General features: G+C 38.5%; 8 protein-coding genes. 7 read left to right on the top strand and 1 reads right to left on the bottom strand.

Annotated elements, in window-relative coordinates; all coding sequences use genetic code 11:
• Nucleotides 1–66 precede the first annotated feature (66 nt).
• Nucleotides 67–2517 carry a primosomal protein N' gene (priA, locus tag HAV12_RS15570; protein ID WP_171570464.1) on the top strand — a complete coding sequence of 817 codons (2451 nt, stop codon included), beginning with the start codon at nucleotides 67–69 and terminating at the stop codon, nucleotides 2515–2517.
• Here the strand turns inward: priA and HAV12_RS15565 are convergent, their stop codons facing one another.
• The gene (locus tag HAV12_RS15565) at nucleotides 2518–3216 is read right to left on the bottom strand and encodes a LytTR family DNA-binding domain-containing protein (RefSeq protein WP_132033575.1); all 699 of its coding nucleotides are present in this window, start codon (nucleotides 3214–3216) and stop codon (nucleotides 2518–2520) included.
• A 177-nt stretch (nucleotides 3217–3393) separates the two neighbouring features.
• Between HAV12_RS15565 and rpsF the strand changes: the two genes are divergently transcribed.
• From rpsF to HAV12_RS15535, 6 genes are all read left to right on the top strand, one after another.
• Nucleotides 3394–3735, top strand: coding sequence for a 30S ribosomal protein S6 (gene rpsF, locus HAV12_RS15560; RefSeq protein WP_059118879.1), 342 nt, complete (start codon nucleotides 3394–3396; stop codon nucleotides 3733–3735).
• A gap of 5 nt (nucleotides 3736–3740) precedes the next feature.
• On the top strand, nucleotides 3741–4037 hold the full coding sequence (rpsR, locus tag HAV12_RS15555) for a 30S ribosomal protein S18 (RefSeq protein ID WP_002987043.1): 297 nt from the start codon (nucleotides 3741–3743) through the stop codon (nucleotides 4035–4037).
• A gap of 67 nt (nucleotides 4038–4104) precedes the next feature.
• Nucleotides 4105–4545: a 50S ribosomal protein L9 gene (gene rplI, locus HAV12_RS15550; RefSeq protein ID WP_132033577.1), complete on the top strand. Its 441-nt coding sequence runs from the start codon at nucleotides 4105–4107 to the stop codon at nucleotides 4543–4545.
• Between the two features lie 100 nt (nucleotides 4546–4645).
• Nucleotides 4646–7849, top strand: coding sequence for a carboxypeptidase regulatory-like domain-containing protein (locus HAV12_RS15545; RefSeq protein ID WP_171570463.1), 3204 nt, complete (start codon nucleotides 4646–4648; stop codon nucleotides 7847–7849).
• A 107-nt stretch (nucleotides 7850–7956) separates the two neighbouring features.
• The gene (locus HAV12_RS15540) at nucleotides 7957–8430 is read left to right on the top strand and encodes a DUF6495 family protein (protein ID WP_171570462.1); all 474 of its coding nucleotides are present in this window, start codon (nucleotides 7957–7959) and stop codon (nucleotides 8428–8430) included.
• Between the two features lie 1372 nt (nucleotides 8431–9802).
• Nucleotides 9803–21028, top strand: coding sequence for a gliding motility-associated C-terminal domain-containing protein (locus HAV12_RS15535; RefSeq protein WP_171570461.1), 11226 nt, complete (start codon nucleotides 9803–9805; stop codon nucleotides 21026–21028).
• The last annotated feature ends 9 nt before the right edge of the window (nucleotides 21029–21037 follow it).

The following is a 21037-nucleotide window of genomic DNA, read 5'->3' as shown; positions in this document are numbered from 1 at the left end:
GCAGTACAGAAAAATCCAAATCGAAAAGAATTAGTTTTTAATTATTTCGAAACTATAAAAAAGTCAATGTATTTTATTGAAGTTATTTTACCGCTTTCCCTAGCAAAAACCTTTACCTATCGCGTCTCTGAGGCTGAATTCCATTTTATAAAAAAAGGAATGAGAGTGGCGGTACCTTTTGGTAAGAGCAAAATGTATACGGCACTTGTTCTCGATATTCATGAAAATGCACCAACTTTATACGAAGCCAGAGAAATGCACCAGATTTTAGACGAAAAACCAATTGCTACAGAAATCCAGATAAAACACTGGCTTTGGGTAGCAAGCTATTATATGTGCGGTATTGGCGATGTGTATCGTGGCGCATTCCCAAGTGGATTGTTATTAGAAAGTGAAACTATTATTTCGCATAAAGCGGATGTTTCCGTAAACCAAAACGAACTTTCAGATGAAGAATTTTTGGTTTATGAAGCATTGCAGCAACAAAGTTCTCTTAAAGTTCAGGATATCATTGCGATTTTGAACAAGAAAAATATTTTCCCGATTCTTCAAAAAATGATTGCCAAAGGTATTATTGTTTTAGAAGAAGAAATAAAGGAAGGATACAAACCCAAACTGATTCGATATGTAAAATTGCATCCTAAATACGAAACAGATGAAGGTTTAGGACAGTTGTTGGAAGTACTTAAAAATGCCAATAAGCAAAAGGAAATAGTCCTGGCTTATTTTCAGTTGAGAGCTTCCGAAAAAAAGCCAATCACGGTGAAGAAAATTGTAGAAGCTTCGCAGTCTTCTTCAGCGGCTGTAAAAGCATTGGTAGACAAAGAAATTTTAGAAGAATATTTACTGCAGCACGACCGGGTTAATTTTGAAGGGAAAGCTTCAGAAAAGCTGTTACACTTAAGTGAAGCCCAGAAAAAGGCTTTTACTGAGATTAAAGAAAATCTTATAGATAAAGACGTTTGTCTGCTTCATGGTGTAACTTCAAGCGGAAAAACGGAGATTTATATCAAATTAATTGAAGAATATCTGGCTACCGGAAAACAAATCTTGTATTTGCTGCCGGAAATTGCACTGACTACACAGTTGGTCTCTCGTTTGCGACTTCATTTTGGAGATAAAATTGCTGTTTTTCATTCGAAATACAGTAATAATGAAAGAGTTGAGGTATGGAAACAAACACTCGAAAATGCGGATAAAGCCCAGATTATAATAGGGGCAAGGTCGGCATTGTTTCTGCCATTTGCCAATTTAGGTTTATTGATCGTAGATGAAGAGCACGAGCAGACTTTTAAGCAGGCAGATCCCGCACCACGATACCATGCCAGGGATTCAGCGGTAGTTTTGGCAAATTTTCATAATGCCAAAGTACTTTTAGGATCCGCAACACCAAGTATAGAAACGTACTTTAATACACAAACAGAGAAATACGGTTTGGTGTCGATTATGGAACGTTACAATAATGTCCGAATGCCCGAAATTGTTCTGGTTGATCTGAAAGACAAACATTTCAGAAAAAAAATGACCGGACATTTTAGTGACCTCCTGATCGAAGAAATTGCTGAAGCACTACAATTAGGCGAACAAGTGATTTTGTTTCAAAACAGACGTGGATATTCCCCTGTAATTGAATGCCTGACTTGTGGCCATGTTCCGCATTGTCAGCAGTGCGATGTGAGTCTGACTTTTCATAAGCATAAAAACCAATTGCGTTGCCACTATTGTGGTTATGCGATTGCAAAACCTACACACTGCCACAGCTGTTCCAGTATTGACCTGACGACAAAAGGCTTCGGGACAGAACAGATTGAGCAGGAATTACTGACTCTTTTTCCGAAAGCGAAAACCGGCAGAATGGATCAGGACACAACCCGTGGAAAGTTTGGTTTTGAAAAAATTATTGATTCGTTTAAAAATCGCGAAATAGATATTCTGGTAGGAACACAAATGTTAGCCAAAGGTCTGGATTTTGATAATGTGAGTCTCGTCGGAATCATGAATGCTGATAACATGCTGTATCATCCGGATTTCAGGGCTTTCGAGCGTAGTTTTCAGATGATGACACAGGTTGCGGGAAGGGCTGGAAGAGCTGAAAAACAAGGTAAAGTGGTGATCCAGACTTATAATCCCAATCATAATACCATTCAACAGGTAACAAACAATAATTATGCAGGTATGTATAAGGAGCAATTGTACGATCGCCAGATCTATAAATACCCTCCTTATTTCAGGATTATCAAACTGACTTTAAAACATCGTGATTTTGATAAACTCAAAGAAGGTTCCATGTGGCTGTATCAGGTGCTGAGCCAGAATCTGGCTATGCCGGTACTGGGGCCTGAAGAGCCGGCTATCAGTAGAATAAGAAATGAGTACATACGTACGATTTTGATTAAGATTCCTCAAAATCTGCCATTAGGGGGTACAAAAAAAACTATTCAGAAAATGTTGAATAGTTTTGAGGCCGTTGCTCAATACAGAGCTATAAAAGTGGTAATAAATGTCGATTTCTATTAATTAAGAAGAAGTAGAAAGAGCTTTTACAAGGTCTTCCTTTTTATTTCTGCTTAACGGAATTTTTGTAATACCAATTTCTGCAAATTTGCTGTTAAAGCGTTCTACCTTATCAATATTAATAATATAGGATTTGTGTACACGAATAAATTTATCTTTAGATAAATCATTTTCAAAAGATTTCATCGTAGAAAGTACCAGATTGCTGTCATCTTCGGTAACCACTCTTACATAATCTCCGAAAGCTTCTATCCATTTGATTTTTGCAGTGAAAATTTTAAGTTTTTTAAGGTTGCTTTTGATGAAAATATGTTCGCCTTCTTCTTCTTTTACCTCTTTTTTAAGTAAATGCATATCAACCGCTCTTTTAACGGAAGAGTTAAAACGATCAACAGCAATAGGCTTTTGAAGATAATCGGTAGCATCATAATCAAATGCTTTTAAGGCATATTCAGCTTTAGAAGTAATAAAAATGATCTGCGGTTTGGATTTTAGCCCGTCCAGGAAATCAAAACCATTGATAACGGGCATTTCTATATCAAGAAATATTAAGTCGATATTATTAAGAGAGATACAGCTTTTCGCTTCAATTGCGTTCGAAAAGTCACCAATCAAATGCAAGCCTGGGTGATTATTTACTAATTTTGCAATAATTGTCCTCTGTATAGAACTATCATCCACAACAACACAGTTTAGTTTCATAACATTTAAGTTTAGTATAAATTCAGGATAGCAGTAGTAAATATATTATTTTTTTAGAAAAAAAACTAAAATTGAAGTTTATTTTTCATTTTCCGGCGAATAAACGTAAAAAAGTGTTGCGGATATAAATATATTCACTACTTTTGCACCCAATTTTAACAAATAAATATTATATTTATGAATCATTATGAAACTGTTTTCATTTTAAATCCCGTTTTATCTGAGGTTCAGGTGAAGGAAACAGTAACGAAATTTGAAGAATTTCTTACTAGCAGAGGAGCTGAAATGGTATCAAAAGAGGATTGGGGCCTAAAAAAAATGGCTTACGAAATCCAAAACAAAAAAAGTGGTTTTTATCACTTGTTTGAGTACAAAGTAGCAGGAGAAGTCCTAATTGCTTTTGAGACTGAATTTAGACGTGACGAGAGAGTTATGCGTTTCCTGACTGTAAGTTTGGATAAACATGCAATTTCTTGGGCTGAAAGAAGAAGAGCCAAATTAAAATCTACTAAAGCTTAATTATTATGTCTACAATAGAGCAATCTGCAAAAGGAAAAAAAGACGGGGATATCAGATATCTTACGCCTTTAAATATTGAAACTAACAAAACTAAAAAGTATTGTCGTTTCAAAAAATCAGGAATCAAATATATCGATTATAAAGATGCTGATTTCTTATTGAAATTCGTTAATGAGCAAGGAAAAATTCTTCCTCGTCGTTTAACAGGAACTTCATTGAAATACCAAAGAAAAGTGTCTGTAGCTGTAAAAAGAGCGCGTCACTTAGCTTTAATGCCATACGTGGCCGATTTATTAAAATAATTTAAAAACTCAGTTGTTGGTTTCCCGTTAAAACGGAACCTAACTTCTCAAATATAAGGACAACAACATGGAACTTATTTTAAAACAAGACGTACAGAATCTAGGATTTAAAGATGATGTAGTATCTGTAAAAGCGGGTTACGGACGTAACTTTTTAATACCTCAGGGTTTTGCTGCTTTAGCAACTCCTTCTGCTAAAAAAGTTTTGGCTGAAAACCTAAAACAAAGAGCACACAAAGAAGCTAAAGTAGTTGGTGATGCAAAAGCATTAGCTGAAACTTTAAAAGCTCTTGAAATTAAACTTACTGCAAAAGCTGGTGGAGAGAAACTTTTTGGTTCTATCACAAACATCGACATTGCTGAAGCTTTAGAAAAATCCGGTAACGCTATTGATAGAAAATTCATCACTAGTGGTATCGTAAAACGTACTGGAAAATATACTGCAAACATCCGTTTACACAGAGATGTAATAGTTGAGTTACCTTACGAAATTATTGCAGAGAAATAACAGATTGTTAACTTTTTGTTAATAAAATATAAAAATCACTCCTTGGAGTGATTTTTTTTTGCCTAATTTTGAGTGAAATAACTCACTCAAAACCAAGAAAATGAAAAAAATCTTTGCATTATTGTTATGTGTCTTAGGTCTTACCGCCAGTATGGGGCAAACTACGACATCGAGTATTAAAGGTATAGTAAAAAGTTCGGGTAACGAACTTTTGCCGGGAGCGACTATTCAGGCAATTCATACTCCGACTGGTTCAAAATATTCTTCTCTCTCTAATGGAGATGGAAGATTTAATATTTTGAATATGAGAGTTGGCGGGCCATATAAAATCATTTTTACTTTTGTAGGGTACCAAAATCAGGAATATAATGATGTTTATCTTGATTTGGGAAAGGTATTTAATTTAGATGTTATTTTAGCAAATGAAAGCCAGGCTTTAGAAGAAGTCAAAGTAGTTTCTAAAAATAAAGTTTTTCAAAGCGGAAGAACCGGCGCCGAAACCACAATTGGCAGAAGAGAGCTGACTGCTTTACCTACTATTTCGAGATCAGCTGAAGATTTTACACGTTTAGAGCCAACGGCCAGCGGGGGTTCGTTTGGAGGAAGAAATGACCAGTACAATAATTATTCTTTAAATGGTGCTATTTTTAATAATCCATTTGGTTTGGATGCGGCAACTCCGGGTGGGCAAACAGGTTCCCAGCCAATTTCATTAGATGCAATTGATCAGATTCAGGTAGCAACCGCTCCTTACGATGTTACTTTGTCCGGTTTTACAGGAGCTTCTGTAAATGCGGTAACAAAGTCGGGGAGTAACGAATTTCATGGTACTGCCTATGTTTTTTACCGAAACCAGGATTTAACGGGGAGTAAAATAAAAGGAGAAAAAATATTTGTACCTTCTTTAGAACAAACCCAGGCCGGATTCAGTTTGGGAGCTCCAATTATTAAAGATAAATTATTCATTTTCGGAAATTTTGAAATTGATAAAAGAAGCGATTTGGGATCTAATTTCGTGGCCAATAATAATGATGGTGTTACCGGAATTAACGAATCCAGAGTATTGGAGTCTGATTTAATTGCAGTATCAAATGCCTTAGCGGGCCTAAAAGATGCCAATGGTAATAATTTTAATTATAATCCCGGCGCTTACCAGGGTTTTGTACACAATTCAAATTCTACAAAAGGAATTGTAAAAGTAGACTGGAATATTAATGACAATCATAAATTAGCTGTTATTTATAATTTTCTGGATGCTTCCAAAGATAAACCGGCACATCCGACAGCATTAGGGTTCAGGGGGCCAAATGCTTCAATTCTTCAGTTTCAGAATGCAGGATATCAGATTAACAATAAACTGAGTTCTTTTTTATTGGAGTTAAATTCAAAATTCAGCGAATCTGTTTCTAATAAACTGCAGGCCGGTTATACGTATTTCAATGATTTCAGGGATCCTTTTTCATCTCCCGCTCCGGTGATTAATATACAGGACGGTGCCGGATCAAATTATATCATTGCAGGGCATGAGCCATTTTCCATCAATAACACACTGAAGCAGAAAGTAATTCAGATTACCGATAATCTGAATTATACTGTAGGCAGCCATGCCTTTACTTTTGGGACTTCTTTTGAAAAATTTAATTTCGAAAATTCCTTTAATTTAGCGGGTTACGATAAGTTTCGTGCTAATACAGATCCGGTTCCTTATTACGGAACTTTTAGACCTTATGCAAGTGTAGCGGACTTTTTAGCAGATGCGGCTTTGCCATTTGCATCCAGTTCCGTAGCCCAGAATATGCAGAATGCGATTGATACGTATAACTCGAAAAATAATTATGCTGTTGGTGCCGATAATGGTTGGAAGCTGGCAGAGTTAAATGTAGGCCAATGGGCTTTTTATGCTCAGGATGACTGGAGTGTTACCGATAATTTCAAGTTGTCATTTGGTTTAAGAGCAGATAAACCCTTGTACTTTAATACGTCAGATTTAATTCAGAAATATATTGATACGAATAATGGCGGATCGAAAAGAAATAATAATATAGATTATTTTGATCCTGAAACAGGAAAAGCCGTAAAATTAATTTCTACTGACCTGCCAAGCGATAAAATTTTGTGGTCACCAAGAATTGGTTTTAACTGGGATGCCAGTGGTAATGAAACATCACAGCTTCGAGGCGGATCCGGAGTTTTTACGGGCAGGATTCCTTTTGTTTGGTTAGGTAATCAGGTAAGTGGTGCCGATGACAGTTTTTTTCAGATTATGGATCCGGATTATAAATGGCCGCAAGTGTGGAGAACCAGTTTAGGATATGATCATAAATTTGAAAGTAATTATATTTTGACTATTGATATGTCTTATAACAAAGATATTAATGGCGTTCATGTGCAAAACTGGGGTTTAAAAGATCCAACGGGAACTTTGGGAGGTGTAGACGGCAGATTGATCTATACTGCTGCTGATAAAGGCGCAAATAATGCCTATGTGATGACTAACTCAGATAAAGGATTTGCTTTTAATAGTTCCGTTAAAATCCAGAAAACTTTTGAAAATGGTTTGTATGCGAGTTTAGCTTATAATTATTTAGTGTCTAAAGATGTGAATTCTATCGAAGCTGAAATTACCGGAGATGCCTTTGCCTTTAATCCTGCTTTGGGTAATGTAAATAAAGATGTACTTTCTAACTCTAAATACGGAGACAATAACCGTTTCATTGGTGTGGGGTCAAAGAAATGGAAATACGGGAACGATAAGTGGTCTACGACAATTTCTACTTTCTTCGAATATGCCAGAGGAGGTCGTTTTAGTTATACTTATGGAGGTGACATCAATAATGACGGATCGGCGGTAAATGACTTAATCTATGTGCCTACAGCAGCCGAAATCGGACAAATGACGTTTACAGGAGGAGTGGCACAAGGTGATGCTTTTAATAAATTTATTGAACAGGATGATTATTTAAGAGACAGAAGAGGTCAGTATGCAGAGCGTTACGGGGCAATTTCTCCGTGGAGAGGAAAATGGGACTTAAAACTTTTACAGGATTATAATTTCAAGTTTTCATCTGCTTCAGAAAAAAAGAATACCATACAGTTTAGTATTGATATTTTAAATGTTGGAAACTTGTTAAATTCTGACTGGGGAGTTGTTCAGGTTCCTACCAGTGTACAGCCAATTGGAGTTACGGTTGTTGGAAATACGCCAACGTATACCTTTACCAATACACAGACACAAACCTTTAGTTATGATGCCAGTCTGAATTCAAGATGGCAAATGCAATTTGGTATCAGATATATTTTCTAATCGAATAAAGATATTGTAAATTTGCCCCCTCATTTGAGGGGGCTTTTTTTGTTTAAAAATGTAGATACTTATAAAGCTGTACAAAGGTTTAATTTGAAAAAATAATAATGAAATACGCAAGATTAACAAAAGAGCAATTTGACGAATTGCATGCAGAATTTTCCAGTTTTTTGGCAACGCAGGCAATTGACAAAGCAGAGTGGGATTCCATAAAAGAAAATAAACCCGAAGTAGCAGAGCAGGAACTGGACATTTTTTCAGATTTGATCTGGGAAGGTGTTTTGTCCAGAGCTGAGTTTTTGGAACATTTTTCTAAAAACCATATTTTCTTATTTCAATGTTTTGATAGTCATGTGCAGTCTATCGTTTTAAAATCATTGGTTCCTGAAACTGATTTTCTGACGCAGGAAGGTTTGCAGTGGCTGAGCGATAATATGTTTACAGAGAACATAGAAATGAAGGTCGGAAAAAAAGTATTTACTGAAGATCGTAATATATCTATTTTTGAATTAATTCAGCAGGGTGCTTTTTTAAGTGACGGACAATTATTCAAACAAATCAATACGATTATTGAATCTTGATAATTTAGAAACTATTAAATTGAAAAAGGTAAATGATTGGTGTTAAATTATTTACCTTTTTTTAGTGTTTTAACTTTTGTTTAATCTTTTTTATTTTTTTTTACCCGTATTTCTACGTGTTTTTTTCGAATAGCTAATCATTTTAACTTTTTCATTAATTCTGTAAGTTTTACTTTTCAAATACTGCTTTTGTGTTAATAAAAATAGTTTTCAAAATGCTTAAAAGTAGTACTAAACCTACTTTTTATATATTTCACAAAAAATAGTTAAAAAAAATGTGATATATGTAACTGCTTCATTTTAAGCTTAAAATATCAGTAATTCCTGTGCTTGAGCTGTTTTTTTTCTTTTTAAAATTTAAGCCAATCCAAAAAAACAACAATTTTAGGTTTGTTTTGTATTTTAAATTTAACTAATTTTAGTAAAAGAAAGTTAAACAAAATGGTTTTTAGGTTTTTCTATAAACATTTATAAAGGAAGTAATTTTTTACAGCCTTTTTTCAAAATATAATGAAACCTTTTTTTTGATTTTCCTTCTATAATTTTTAAAGTTAAAATTTTTTACTAACTTAATTAAGTTGCTTATGGAATTGACAAATACTCTCTTTATCAAATTTGTTTTAAGTGTCCTAATCATTTTAGCTTTAAATCTTTTAATTTTCAAAAAACTGAAATTTATTCCCAAATTGAATTTTAGTTTAGCAACAAATTTGTTTTATAAATTCCAACATTATATTAAATTTTCATTTTTGCTGCCAAAACCCAGTCATTAGTTTTGGTAATAAAATGCATTGCTATGTTCTAATTTTAAATTCATTGATATAAAATCATGGTTTCAATTTTTTAGAATTTATTTCTAATCAAACCAATTAACAGATTGACTAATCAACTTTCTATTAATATTGAATCATTCTTATGTATCAATCCATAGAATCTCCCCAATTCTATTTGGCTTAATAAAATTTTCTTTTCTGAAAATTTGCACTACAACAAATCACTCCGTCCGGAAAATTGATTCAGGTCAATGTTCCTCAAAATTTTTGAGTTATTTTTTTATTCAAAGTGAATAAAAAGACTCTTAGTGTTTCATTGTATAACTATTACATAATTATTTTTTTTTAAAGGAAATCTAATTTAAGTTTTGCTTGTTAGGTTTTAAGTTTAACTCTAATCTATTGATTATTAACGTTTTTTAAATTGCCTGAGTATACGTACTTATGGCAGCAGGTATTTTATTGTCCATTTTCTAATCTTCCAAATTATGAAAAAAATCTTTACTTTTTGTAATCTCATTCCAAAGAAGAGATTATTCGGACTATTATTTTTATTCCTATTATGTACTAATGCATTTTCGCAAACAGTTTGTCGGCCTGTGTCCCAAACGAATAGCCAGGGTGGATTATTATGTGTAGGATTAGATATAGATAGTCCCGCCAGTGCCTACGACAATGACGCAGGCCTGACTACTTATGCAACCCTGACAAACGCTGTTGGGGTCGGGTGTTTTGTCCAGGAGACATTAACACTGAATCAGACGGCAAAAGCCGGAGATCAAATTGTACTTTATCTGGGTACAGGAAATGGTTTACTTGATGTTGGATTATTATCTAATGCCACTATTCAGGCTAAACTTTCGGGAACAAATGTAGGTCCAAGTGTGGCATTAAACAGCCCGCTTTTAAACTTAAGTTTGTTATCCGGTAACTCAATTGCAGCAGTTCGATTTACTGTTACAGCTGATACGAATCAGATACAGGTGCAAGTAGGCGGGCTTTTAAGCCTTTTGGTAAGTTTAAGAATTTATGATGTTCGTTTAGATTTTGCAAAACCAACTGTATCAGGAGGTTTAAGTCAAACTATTTGTTCCGGAAATTTTACTACTTTAACTGCCACTCCTGCAGCAGGCACTTCGCTGTCATGGTATAGTTCTGCAACTTCGACCACTCCTTTGATAACTGCTAATAGTTATCAAACACCTGTTTTAACGACAGCTACCACTTATTATATAGGTGTAACCAGAGCCGCCGGCTGTGAAGGCAGTGAACGTGTACCACTTGTGGTTAATGTTTCTAATCCTGTTGCTCCGGTTATCAGTACAGTAGGAACCGCAATATGTTCTACAGGAGCTACACAGCAAACTACTTTGTCTGTAATTAATCCTATTCCAGGTACCACTTACAATTGGTATTCTGTAAATAGTGGAGGAACGATTTTAGCCTCCGGTGATACATACGCTCCAACAGTACCTGTTGGTACTACTAATTACTTTGTAGAAGCAGCAATTGGTTCCTGCGTAAGTCCGGCAAGAACTCAGGTGGTTGTAACATCAAATCCTGTACCGGCACTACCAACAGTTCTGACACAAAGTGTTACGATACAATCAGGTCAGAATGCCACATTAACTGCTGCCGCTACCGGAGCAGGCGTTACTTTAAACTGGTATGATGTTGCCACCGGCGGAACTGCGCTTCTGACTAATTCGGCAACATTTACAACACCTATATTAATTGCTACTAAGACCTATTATGTAGAAGCCCAAAGCGCAGCCGGAGGTTGTGCAAGTGCTTCTAGAGTACCGGTAACGGTAACAGTTGTCAGCAATCCTTTGGGAACATGTTTAGAAGCGAATAGTCAGCAAACCAATTTTAATGGTCTTTGTTTATTATGTGGTTCGACAAACCCTAATAATTCAGTTGACGGAAATCCGGCAACTGCAGCAAGGCTTACCATTCCTGTTGGTTTAATTAACGGATATGCCCAGCAAACACTCCAATTTAATAATCCCGGCAGAGCAGGGGATATTGTTGACGTAGAACTGGAAGTTCCGGGAGGGATTCTGGATCTAAGTGTATTAAATTACATCAGTTTAGCAACTTACAATGGAGCAACTTTTAATAATGACAGAGTTTCGATTAATAATATAGTTGATATTGTATTATTAGGTGGAAACCGTTTTAGAGCCAGTGTTGTTGCAGGTGCCGCTTTTGATCGTGTTGAAGTGCGATTGGGCGGTCTGGTTTCAGCCGTAACAAGCTTAGATATTTATCAGGCTGCTTACCGATATAAAGCTCCTGCCATTACAGGTACTACAACAATTTGTAATGGACAGACCACTACACTGACAGCCACGCTAGGTGCGGGTGAAACAGTTGAATGGTACAGTGCAGCAACCGGCGGCGTCCCATTAGTAAATACAGCGTCGTATACAACACCGCCTTTAAATGCCGATACCACTTATTATGTAGCCATTACCAGAAATGGTTGTCTAAACAGTGAGCGTAATCCTGTATCGGTAATAGTGCAAAGCCCTATATCTCCAACGATTACGGCTGTTCCAACAACAATTTGCAGCGGACAGACTGCTGACTTAAGTATTCAGGCACCGGTTCCGGGTACAGTTTACAATTGGTTCGATGCAAATATAGGAGGGAACTTAGTGTTTACAGGAACTTCTTTTACTACACCTGCCTTAACAGCCGACATTACTTATTTTGTTGAAGCTTCAATAGGAAGTTGTACAGCTGACCGTAGTCCCTTCAACCTTATTGTAAATCCATTACCAGCAGTTCCGGTACCATTATCATCGAATGTGGTTATTCAGTCTGGTCAGAATGTAATGTTAGGCATTTCAAATCCTGATCCCGGAATATCTTATGTTTGGTACGATGTTCCAACAGGAGGAACTGCTTTAGCAACTAATACAAGTACTTATACGCCAACTCCGGCTTTAACGGCAAATAAAACATTTTATGTGGAAGCTACAGATATAACTACAGGTTGTGTAAGTAGTTCGAGAGCAGTAATTGATGTTGTAGTAATTAATACGATTAGTAATTGCTTGCAGGCTAATTCGCAGGTTACCACTTTAGATCCGGGGCTTTTATGTGTTGGATGTGGAGCAACCAATCCGGGTGGTTCTGTTGACGGAAATATAAATACAGCCGCTACTCTTACCATACCAATTGGAGTACTGGGAAGTTATATTCAGCAAACCTTAACTTTCGCTTCAGCAGGTGAGGCCGGAGATATTATAGACGTCGAATTGGAAGTTCCGGGTGGACTTCTTGATATAAGTGCTTTATCTTATATTACTTTGGCAACCTATAACGGAGTGACTTATAATAATGACAGAGTTGCCATTAATAATAATTTATTGAATGTACAATTATTATCAGGAAACCGATTCAAAGCTAGTTTTACTACAGCTGCAGTCTTTGACAGAGTGGAAGTTCGTTTAGGCGGTGTAGCAACATTATTGACTAGTGTGAATATTTATGGCGCTTCTTACAGATATCCAAATGCGGTAATAACCGGAGCCACAACAATTTGTGCAGGAGATGTAGCTTTATTAACCGCTACTTCAACAGGAACAGAAACGTTTACCTGGTACGATTCACCAACAGGAGGAAGTATAGTGGCTGTTAATCCAACACTTCCGTTAAGTAGTACTACAACCTATTATGTAGAATCAGCGCGTGGTGCCTGTATCAATAGTGTTCGTCAGCCTGTTACAATAACTGTAAATCCGTTAGCAACTCCTGCCGATGTGGTTATAACAAGCCCTCTGGAAGCTTCCTGCTCCGGAGCTGTTGTATTGGCTCCGACCTCTGCCTTAACGGGAGCTCAATTTAGATATTATACCAATCAGAATAAAGATCAGGAAATTATAACAGGATCTGTTGTAGCAACCCAGCCAGGAGTAACTTTTGTAAAAGATGTTACAACTGGTGCTCTTACGGTTTCGGGTCTTACTGCTTTAGGAGCTCCCTACAATTATTATGTTTCTGTTACTAACGGAATTACCTGTGAGAATGCCATTAATACTTTAAAACAAGTAAGCGTTACCATTCCTACAGTGACACCTTTAGCAGTAACGACACCTTTGCCGGCAGGTTGCGGAAGTGTAAACTTACGAGATGCCATCATAGGTTTTGACACAACAGGAAATACAACCTATACTTTTTATGATGCAGCAGATAATATTATAACCGAAAATGCAGCAGGAAATATAACAGCAAGTGGTGTTTATTCAATTCAAGCTCAAGGTAACGGTGTGACATGTCCATCTGTTAAATTACCAGTAACAGTTACCGTTAATCCGTTGCCAAGTTTGGTTGTAACTCCATCTGTTTCAGTAAATGCAGGTTCCGATGTAACCTTATCTGCAACATCAGACGGCACATTAACCTGGTTTGATCCTCAGGGGAATACTTTGGCAGGACCACCGTATACAACAGGTGTATTGAATACACCGGGAGTCTATACGTATACAGTGGTGGCCAGTAATGCTAATTGTTCGGTTACAGGAACTGTTTCTGTGAATGTTATAGATCCGGGTGTCTGTCCATTACTGTCGGAAAGAGTGTATGCTACAGGACAAACCCAGGGCTCAATTATAACAGGAGGAGTTACGAACCCTACTGCAGCTGTAGATGGTAATCCGCAAACTTTTTCCACCATTACCACAGGAGTTGGACTTTTGGGTGTAGGAACAACGTGGCAAAATCTGACATGGCCTGCCAATATTGTCAAAGGAACTCCGGTAACCATAAAATTAGGATCAGAATATAGTCTTTTAGCGGTAGGACAAGATCTGTCCATTATTGGAACTAAAAGCGGGATTGATATCGGAACGATGCAATCTATTTCAGGATCATTAGTGAATTTGATATCAGGAGATAATTCATTCGAATATACTTTTGTTCCATCAAATACTTCAGGACCTCAGGATTATGACGGAATAAGAATTCAGTCCGCATCACTTTTAAGTGTTGCTCAGAATACAAAAGTATTTGATGCTTATTATACCAGACCAGTAGCTACAGTAACCTGTACTCCGGGGGATATACAAGACATCTATTATGGAGCTACAGATTTAGGTCTTCCGATCGGGGCTTTAACTGCCACTGTGGGGGTTAGTGATGCTTTAAATGTCGCGGATAATGATATCACCACTTTTGCAACAATGTATAGCGGAGTTGGTGCTCTTGCTGCTGCAGATTTAACAGTAGCATTTAAAACACCATCAATCGTGAGCGATACCTTAAGAATTGTGGTTTCAAAACCAGGAGTTCTTTTAGATGTTAATTTGCTAACAGGATTCAGTATTCAACGTTATTTAGGTAATGTTGCAGTTGGGGCTCCAATTCAGAATACAAGTACGTTGTTAAGTGTAAGATTGCTGCCGGGAAATACGATGTCTATGGTACTTGTATCTTCTCAACCAGAACCTTATGATCGAGTTCGCATTCGTTTTGGCGGAGTTGCAGGAGTATTAGAATTCCTTAGAGTTCATACCGTTGAACGTGTAGCCAATACAAAAGTAATAGGAGGAGACCTTAATAATAAAGTAATAGTCTGTCCGGGAAGTCCTGTCACGCTCCAGATACCGGCTGATGCCTGTTCAACCTACACATGGTACGACTCGCCTGTTGGAGGAAATGTTGTCGCTAATGGTATTACGTATACAGTACCAGCTACATTGGCAGCAGGAATTTACAAATATTATGTACAGCCGGTACGTTACGGCTGTGAGGCATTAGCAAGAGGAGAAGTAACTGTAGAAGTAAAAGCTTCAGCTCCGGTAAATGCTTTAACAGATATTACCTTAAATGGAGGAACGGCTACTTCAGTTTGTTCACCAACCGGTACTATAACATTAGCAACAAGCCTGAGTGGAACTCCGGCATTGACAAATCCAATATACTATTGGTATAGTTTTGACGGAACAACAAGTCAGTTAATTCCGGGAGAAACTACTTCTCAATTGATTGTAAATGGTTTAACACCGGGCACCTATACGTATTATGTTGGAGTAAGCTCTACTGAATTTTGTGAAACTGCAGCCACAGACAGAAAACAGATTACACTGACAATTTTACCTCCTTCAGGAACAAATGATATTTCAGTTGCTGATATCGCTGTATGTCACAACGTACCTGGAGTACTAACACCAACAGCAACTACGCTGACTAATCCGGTATTTACCTGGTATTTTGATGCCAATAAAACCCAGCCTATAACAAATGGCCTTGTGGTAAGCGGAGTGACTTATGCGATAAGCGGTACAGGTGTTTTAACAGTAACAGGTTTAACACGTGCAGTAAGTCCAATTACTTATTTTGTTGCAGTGGCAAGTGATGTCACTTGTGAGAATATTGCAGGAACACTTCAATCAGCAACCATAATTGTAAATGACCCTGCCACGCCGACAACAACAGATACGACACAAGATTTCTGTTTGGTAGATGCACCGACTTTTGCCAGCATTCAGACCAATGAGACAAATGTGGTTTGGTATAGTATTGCGAACGGCGGAGCTCCCATTCCTGCGACAACAGCTTTGACTAGCGGTACTTATTACGCTGCCTTATTGGATGCTGCCACAGGATGTGAAAGTTCAGTTCGTCTATTGGTAACTATTTCAGTAACCGATCCGGCAGCTCCAACTACAACAGATACAACACAAGACTTCTGTTTGGTAAATGCACCAACTTTTGCGAGCATTCAGACCAATCAGCCAAATGTGGTTTGGTACAGTGCTTCGAACGGCGGAGTTCCAATTCCTGCCACCACAGCTTTGACCAGTGGTACTTATTATGCTTCTTTATTAGATGCTGCCACAGGATGTGAAAGTTCAGTTCGTCTATTGGTAACTATTTCCGTAACCGATCCAGTAACTCCAACGACCACAGATACGACACAAGATTTCTGTTTGGTAAATGCTCCAACCTTTGCAAGCATTCAGACCAATCAGCCAAATGTGGTTTGGTACAGTACTGCAAACGGCGGGGCTCCAATTCCTGCCACGACAGCTTTGACAAGTGGTACTTATTATGCTTCTTTATTAGATGCAGCCACAGGATGTGAAAGTTCCATAAGATTGGCCGTTACGATTTCAGTAACCGATCCGGCGACTCCAACGACCACAGATACCACACAAGACTTCTGTTTGGTAAATGCACCAACTTTTGCAAGTATTCAGACCAATCAGCCTAATGTGGTTTGGTACAGTGCTGCAAACGGCGGAGCCCCAATTCCTGCTACGACAGCTTTGACCAGTGGCACTTATTACGCTGCTCTGTCAGATGCCGTAACCGGATGTGAAAGTTCAGTAAGATTAGCTGTTACTATTTCAGTAACCGACCCGGCCACGCCAACAACAACAGATACAACGCAAGATTTCTGTTTGGTAAATGCACCGACTTTTGCGAGTATTCAGACCAATCAGCCAAATGTGGTTTGGTATAGTGCTGCAAACGGTGGAGCTCCAATTCCTGCCACGACAGCTTTGACCAGTGGTACTTATTACGCTGCTTTATTGGATGCTGCCACAGGATGTGAAAGTTCAGTAAGATTAGCTGTTACTATTTCAGTAACCGACCCGGCCACGCCAACAACAACAGATACAACGCAAGATTTCTGTTTGGTAAATGCACCGACTTTTGCTAGCATTCAGACCAATCAGCCAAATGTGGTTTGGTACAGTGCTTCGAACGGCGGAGCTCCAATTCCTGCGACAACAGCTTTGACTAGTGGTACTTATTACGCTGCTTTATTGGATGCGGCCACAGGATGTGAAAGCTCAGTTCGTTTATTGGTTACAATTTCAGTAACCGATCCGGCCACACCAACAACAATAGATTCAACACAAGATTTCTGTTTGGTAGATGCACCAACTTTTGCGAGCATTCAGACCAACCAGCCAAATGTGGTTTGGTACAGTGCTTCGAACGGCGGAACTCCAATTCCAGCCACCACAGCTTTGACCAGCGGTACTTATTACGCTGCTTTATTAGATGCTGCAACAGGATGTGAAAGCTCAGTTCGCCTAATGGTTACAATTTCAATAACCGATCCGGCCACTCCAACGACCACAGATACAACACAAGACTTCTGTTTGGCAAATGCACCAACTTTTGCGAGCATTCAGACCAATCAGTCTAATGTGGTTTGGTACAGTGCTTCGAACGGCGGAGCTCCAATTCCTGCGACAACAGCTTTGACTAGTGGTACTTATTACGCTGCTTTATTGGATGCGGCCACAGGATGTGAAAGCTCAGCTCGTCTATTGGTAACTATTTCAGTAACTGATCCGGCGATACCAACGACCACAGATACAACACAAGACTTCTGTTTGGCAAATGCACCAACTTTTGCGAGCATTCAGACCAACCAGCCAAATGTGGTTTGGTATAGTGCTTCAACAGGTGGAACAGCGATTCCTGCCACAACAGCTTTGACCAGTGGTGTTTATTACGCTGCCTTGTTAGATGCTGCAACCGGATGTGAAAGTTCAGTAAGATTAGCTGTTACTATTTCAGTAACTGATCCGGCGACACCAACTACCACAGATACAACACAAGATTTCTGTTTAATAGATGCACCAACTTTTGCGAGCATTCAGACCAATCAGCCAAATGTGGTTTGGTACAGTGCTTCGAACGGCGGAGCTCCAATTCCTGCCACGACAGCTTTGACCAGCGGTACTTATTATGCTGCTTTATTGGATGCTGCCACAGGATGTGAAAGTTCAGTAAGATTAGCTGTTACTATTTCAGTAACTGATCCGGCGACACCAACGACCACAGATACAACACAAGATTTCTGTTTGGTAAATGCACCAACTTTTGCGAGCATTCAGACCAATCAGCCAAATGTGGTTTGGTACAGTGCTTCGAACGGCGGAGCTCCAATTCCTGCCACGACAGCCTTGACTAGTGGTACTTATTACACTGCTTTATTGGATGCCGCCACAGGATGTGAAAGTTCCATAAGATTGGCTGTTACAATTTCAGTAACTGATCCAGCGACACCAACAACCACAGATTCAACACAAGATTTCTGTTTGGTAGATGCACCAACTTTTGCGAGCATTCAGACCAATCAGCCTAATGTCGTTTGGTACAGTGCTGCAAACGGCGGAACAGCAATTCCAGCCACAACAGCTTTGACTAGTGGTACTTATTACGCTGCTTTATTGGATGCTGCCACAGGATGTGAAAGTTCAGTTCGTCTATTGGTAACTATTTCAGTAACCGATCCTGCGACACCAACAACCACAGATGATACACAAAGTTTCTGTGTGGTAGATGCACCAACTTTTGCGAGCATTCAGACCAATCAGCCAAATGTGGTATGGTATAGTGCTTCAACAGGTGGAACAGCAATTCCTGCCACAACAGCTTTGACCAGCGGTGTTTATTACGCTGCTCTATTAGATGCTGTAACAGGATGTGAAAGCTCAATTCGCCTAATGGTTACAATTTCAGTAACTGATCCGGAGACTCCAACGACCACAGATTCAACACAAGACTTCTGTTTGGTAAATGCACCAACTTTTGCAAGCATTCAGACCAATCAGCCTAATGTGGTTTGGTACAGTGCTGCAAACGGTGGAGCTCCAATTCCTGCGACAACAGCTTTGACTAGCGGTACTTATTACGCTGCTTTATTGGATGCCGCCACAGGATGTGAAAGTTTCATAAGATTGGCTGTTACCATTTCAGTAACTGATCCGGCGACACCAACAACCACAGATTCAACACAAGATTTCTGTTTGGTAGATGCACCAACTTTTGCGAGCATTCAGACCAATCAGCCTAATGTCGTTTGGTACAGTGCTGCAAACGGCGGAACAGCAATTCTTTCTACAACAGCTTTGACTAGTGGTACTTATTACGCTGCTTTATCGGATGCTGCCACAGGATGTGAAAGTTCAGCTCGTCTATTGGTTACAATTTTAGTAACCGATCCGGCAACGCCAACTACCACAGATACCACACAAGACTTTTGTTCGGTAAATGCACCAACTTTTGCAAGTATTCAGACCAATCAGCCTAATGTGGTTTGGTATAGTACTGCTACAGGCGGAACAGCGATTCCTGCCACGACAGCCTTGACTAGTGGTGTTTATTACGCTGCATTGTTAGATGCTGCAACCGGATGTCAAAGTTCAGTTCGCCTATTGGTAACTATTTCAGTAAATGATCCGGCAACGCCAACAACTACAGATGATACACAAAGTTTCTGTATAACAGCTGCGCCAACAGTTGCAAATATTCAGGTAAATGAACCAAATGTAGTTTGGTACAGTACTCCAACAGGCGGTACAGTAATTGCTTCCAATACGCCATTAGTAAATGGTACGTATTACGGTGCTATATCAAATCCAACGACAGGTTGCGAAAGTGTTACAAGATTGCAGGTCATAATTACAATTGACAACACTACAGCAACACCAACTACAAATTCAGCAACTCAAAACTTCTGTTCGGTAAATGCGCCAACAGTTGCTAATATCCAGGTAAATGAAGGAAATGTAGTTTGGTACAGTACTTCAACAGGTGGAACTGCAATTCCTGCAACAACAGCGTTGATAACAGGCTCCTATTATGGTGCTATCGCCAGCAATGTAGGTTGTGAGAATCCGGTAAGATTAGTAGTTGTGGTAAATGTAAATATACCGGGAACAGTTACTACTCCAAGAACAACACAAACATTTTGTTTGTCCGATACACCAACAGTTGAAGATATAGTAGTAAATGAAGCTAATGTTGTTTATTACTCTTCAGCAACAGGAGGAACACCACTGGCTGCAAACACACCGCTTACCGCTGCAACTTATTACGCCGTAGCGCTTAATAATACAACCAATGGATGTGTAAATACTTCACGTTTGGGAATAACAGTACAATTTGCAAATGACGCTCTTGTACAAATTACAACTAGTGATGATACGCCATGTGTATTCCAGGGAGTTACTTATTCTATTGGAAACGGAAAATCGAATTATGTGTGGTCCGTTTCAAACGGAACCATTCTTACCGGAGGTGGAACATCAGATGATTCTGTAACCGTTTCATGGTCTGATGTTGGTCCAGGAACAGTTACTGTAACGTATGTGAATACTTGTGACGAAACGACAACTAAATCGTTAAATGTTACAGTAGCAACATGTTCAGATCTGACCATAACAAATACAGTTAATAATCCAACTCCGAATTTTGGAGATGAGGTTGTCTTTACCATAACGGTAAATAATGTTGGACAGGGTACTATTATCAATACACTGGTAAGTGAATTAATCCCTAGCGGTTACAGTCTGGTATCCTTCACGACATCCGCCGGAGTTTATGATCCTGCAACTCAGTTGTGGACAATTCCAACTTTAGCTGGCGGAGAAAGTGAAACCCTGGAAGTTAAACTTTTGGTATTGCCAGGTGGAAACTATAACAACGTTGCAACAATCGAAATTTCAACTCCTTTAGATGTTGATCCTACCAATAATTCGGCTACGGCTTTTGTGGAGCCAATTTGTTTGACAGTCTACAATGAGTTTACTCCAAATAATGACGGACAAAACGATCTTTTCAGAATTGATTGTATCGAAACACACCCAAATAATGAATTAAAAGTTTTCAACAGATACGGTGCGTTAGTATATAGCAAAAAGAAATATGAAAACGATTGGGATGGAACTGCGAATGTATCGGGAGTTATTAATAGAGGGGATATGTTGCCTACAGGTACTTATTTTTATGTGATAGATACCGGAAGTGGAACGGTTAAAAAAGGATGGTTATCTATAATGAGATAATTCCATTAT

The organism is Flavobacterium sp. CLA17 (assembly GCF_013112255.2).
Lineage (GTDB): Bacteria > Bacteroidota > Bacteroidia > Flavobacteriales > Flavobacteriaceae > Flavobacterium > Flavobacterium circumlabens.
This window is presented reverse-complemented; position numbering and strand designations above follow the sequence as displayed.